At 74.1% G+C, this 3,133-nt stretch carries 2 protein-coding genes and 1 CRISPR repeat array; both genes read left to right on the forward strand.

What is annotated here, in order from left to right; genetic code table 11:
* Window positions 1-279: 279 nt before the first annotated feature.
* A complete protein-coding gene (locus D6689_03195) occupies window positions 280-1,221 on the forward strand; it encodes a CRISPR system precrRNA processing endoribonuclease RAMP protein Cas6 (GenBank protein ID RMH44114.1) in 942 nt (313 codons plus the stop codon).
* A 191-nt stretch (window positions 1,222-1,412) separates the two neighbouring features.
* The gene (locus D6689_03200) at window positions 1,413-2,612 is read left to right on the forward strand and encodes a hypothetical protein (GenBank protein RMH44115.1); all 1,200 of its coding nucleotides are present in this window, start codon (window positions 1,413-1,415) and stop codon (window positions 2,610-2,612) included.
* A 117-nt stretch (window positions 2,613-2,729) separates the two neighbouring features.
* Window positions 2,730-3,132: direct repeats of the CRISPR family, unit length 36 nt; unit sequence GTCTTAATCCCCTCGGCGGGGAAAGGGGTCGGCCGA.
* Window position 3,133: the final 1 nt, after the last annotated feature.

Here is a 3,133-nt window from a genome sequence, read left to right on the forward strand (position 1 = left end):
GAGGGTCCGCGTAGTGGCGCTGGACAGCAACCATACCGATGAGCAACGGGTTCGCGCGAAAGTCATGTTGGACCTTCGGAAACACAAGAGTGCGGCGTTCGGTTTGCCCTATATGCGACCCGCTACGGGCGACAAGAATCTGGGCGGTAGCGCCCGCCACGCGTCGCCCGTCTGGATACACCTGGCACGGACACGGGAGGGTTGGGTGATGGTGCAGACGCTCGTCGATACGCGCCACACCATTGCCGACGCCGTCAAAACAGCGGGTGGCAAATTCCGATGGGAGGACGTCGAGGAGTATCTCTCGGAAGGAAAGGAGATCGGAACATGGCCGTAGCGGCGACGCAGCAACTTGCCGGCCTCGCTCTCGCCCTCGACAACCTCCCGCCGGTCACCGAGCTCATCGCCGACTGCCGGGCGGAGGCGGACGTCGTGCTGCCGCCGCTGCCGACCACCTCGCTGCGCGGCGCGCTGCTGCCGGCGCTGCGGGACCGCGCGCCCGCGTTGCTCGAGCATCCGGGCCGTCCGCTGGCGGGCGCGGGCGTCACCGATCGCGCTCCCGCTGCGCTCGTGCTCGCGCCCGACACCGCCGCGGTCGGCCGTCGCCGGTTCGAGCTGTCGGCCGGCGAACGGCTGGCGGTGCGGCTGGTGCTCATCGGCGAGCGCGCCGCGACGTGCGCCGACGCGGTCGTCGCGGCGCTGCGCGTCGCGCTCGCCGGCGGCATCGGCCGCGCGCGCGGCGGCGGCGGGCACGTGCCGTTTGCGCTGCGCGACGTGTCGCCGGCGCCCGCGCGCGCCGCGGCGCCGGCGCCCGCGCGCGCGCGCATCCAACTCGTGACGCCCGCGCGCATCGTCCACGGCGGCCGCGTGTGCGCGTCGCTCGACGGCGCCGCGCTCGTCGCGGCCGCGGTTCGCCGCGCCGACCTGCTGGCGCGCGTCCACGGCGGCGGCCGCCTCGTGCCGCCCGGGCGGGTGGAGCCGGCGATCGACACCCTCGGCGCGGCCATCGCGGTCGCGCCGGTGCGCCGCTACTCGAGCCGCCAGGGCCGCGCGATGACGTGGCCGGGGCTCATCGGTCACGTCGACGTCGGCGGCCCGGATCTTCCCGCGGCGTGGCCCGCGATCGAGTTCGCCGCGCGCGCCGGCATCGGCAAGGCGACCACGTTCGGCTTCGGGCGGCTGTCGGTGTCCGCCGCTCCCGACGCCGGCGCGGCGCCGTGACCGCGAGGTCCGCGCACGCGACCCGGCCCGTCGGGACGCCGGCGACCCGTGGCCGCCGGCGCGTCCGTCGCCGGCGGCGCTCTCCCGCATAAGGCCCTGAAATAGCCTGGAAAACGGCGATCGCCGGCGCGCGGCGTCCCCGCGGTGCGCGACAGTCGCCGGGTAGGAGCTTTCCGTACCGGGAGGAGGCCATGGGCATCTGGGGAGCCATCATCGGAGGTGCGATCGGCGGCGCGTTCGGCGGCGTCGGCGGCGCCGCGCTGGGGTTCTTCCTCGGCGCGAGCATCCGGCGGCCCGACGACGAGGAGCCCGACGCGTCCGATTCGTCGCCGCCGGACGACCGGCCGGCAACCTGGCCGCGCCCCGTGATGTCGTTCGCGTTCGGCTACACCGATAGCGACCACGGCCGGCTCGTGTTCATCGAGGCGTCGCCCGAGGTGCCCGCCGGCGCGCGGCTGCACCTCGTGGCCGCGTCGGCGCTGGACCACCGGCCGGTCGCGGGACGCGGCGAGTTCCGCGGCGACGGCGGCGTCTTCCAGATCGTGGTGCCGTGCGCCGGCGGTCGCACCGCGACCTGCTTCGTGCCGGCCGGCGCCGTCGCCGGCGGCGACGTCGTCCTCTCCGGCGTGATCACGCTGGACGGCGAGTGGATCGGCAAGACGTGGACCATCCGGTGGCCCGCCTTCCCGCAAGGCATCTACAGCCCCGTGCGCCGCGACTATCCGCTCGTGTTGCTCGCCAAACGGATCGCTGCCGCCGACGGCCTCACTCGTCCCGAGGTCGCCGCGATTCGCGAGCACTTCCGGCGCAAGTACCGCCTCGACCGCGCCGGCACCGACGTACTGCGGCGCATCCTGCACGCGCCGGCCGTGGATGGCGGCGGGTACCTCGCCCGCCTGTACCGGATCCACTACGGCGCGGCCTGGGACGATGCCCACGCCCGCGCCGCCATGGCGCTGCTCGTCTCCGTCGCCACCGCCGACGGTCCGGCGACGGCCGAGCAGCTCGCCCAGATCCGCGCCGCGGCGGACGCCCTCGAGACGGATTCGACGCCGTGGATCCGCGAGGCCGAACGCCGGCGGGCGCGCGCGAGCCGTAACGCCGGATCCAGCGGCGGGCGACGGGCGCGGACCGATTCCGCCGGCGACACCGGCGGACGCCGCCGAGCGGGACGCGCCGTCGACGTCGGCGCCGCCTATCGCATCCTCGGGTTGCCCGACGGCGCCGACCTCGCCGCGGTCAAGCGCGCGTACCGCATGCGCATCGTCGACTGCCATCCCGATCGGATGGCCAGCCTGTCGCGGACCGCGCAGCGCCGCGCGCACGCCCGCGCCGTCGAACTCAACCGCGCCTACGAAGTCCTGCGCGCCGCGCTGGGCGCCGCGCCGTGACGGCGCCCCGCGGCCCCGCCCCGCGACCGCCGCCGTCCGGCGACCGCCGCTTTCGCCTCCCCGGCAGGCACGCCCCGGCACGAGCAACTGTCGCCATGGCACGGCGCGGACTTCCTCGCGTTGATCCCCTCGGCGGGGAAAGGGGTCGGCCGACAACGCCCCTCGCCGTTCGATCGCCCGGCAATCCAGGTCTTAATCCCCTCGGCGGGGAAAGGGGTCGGCCGACCTACTACTGCGGCTACGACGTGTTCATTCCACGTGAGTCTTAATCCCCTCGGCGGGGAAAGGGGTCGGCCGACTGCACGGCCACCGGTCATTGGCGGCAATACACGTCAAGTCTTAATCCCCTCGGCGGGGAAAGGGGTCGGCCGACGGCGATCTTCAATCGGTGCCTCGACCGAGAGTAGCGTCTTAATCCCCTCGGCGGGGAAAGGGGTCGGCCGACACTACATGAGCCGCGCAAAGGTATTCGAGAATCCCTCCGGTCTTAATCCCCTCGGCGGGGAAAGGGGTCGGCCGAC

The sequence above is a fragment of the Deltaproteobacteria bacterium genome (assembly GCA_003696105.1).
In the GTDB taxonomy this organism is placed as follows: Bacteria; Myxococcota_A; Polyangia; order Haliangiales; family J016; genus J016.

Bases quoted from the DNA above. Each gene is read 5' to 3' on its own strand.
- D6689_03195 (RMH44114.1), top strand. From the start codon at position 280: ATGGGAGGACGTCGAGGAGTATCTCTCGGAAGGAAAGGAGATCGGAAC.
- D6689_03200 (RMH44115.1), top strand. From the start codon at position 1,413: ATGGGCATCTGGGGAGCCATCATCGGAGGTGCGATCGGCGGCGCGTTC.